We start from the raw sequence: 255 nt of genomic DNA on the forward strand, positions 1-255 counted from the left end.
ACGCTCATGCAGGTCATGGACACCCACCACGTGTCGACGTTCTGTGCGCCGCCGACGGTGTGGCGCATGCTGATCCAGGCCGATCTCGCCCGGCTCACCCGCCCTCCGCGCGAACTGGTGGGCGCGGGCGAGCCCCTGAACCCCGAGGTCATCGACCGGGTGCGTGACGCCTGGGGCGGGACGATCCGCGACGGGTTCGGTCAGACCGAGATGACCGCGTGCATCGGCAACTCCCCCGGCCAGGCGGTCAAGGTC

Annotated in this window: 1 protein-coding gene; it reads left to right on the forward strand. The window is 70.6% G+C overall.

What is annotated here, in order from left to right:
- A partial coding sequence (locus L687_RS29620; protein ID WP_040569682.1) for an AMP-binding protein occupies positions 1-255 on the forward strand: 255 nt, incomplete at both ends.

The sequence above is a fragment of the Microbacterium maritypicum MF109 genome (assembly GCF_000455825.1).
Classification (GTDB): domain Bacteria; phylum Actinomycetota; class Actinomycetes; order Actinomycetales; family Microbacteriaceae; genus Microbacterium; species Microbacterium maritypicum_A.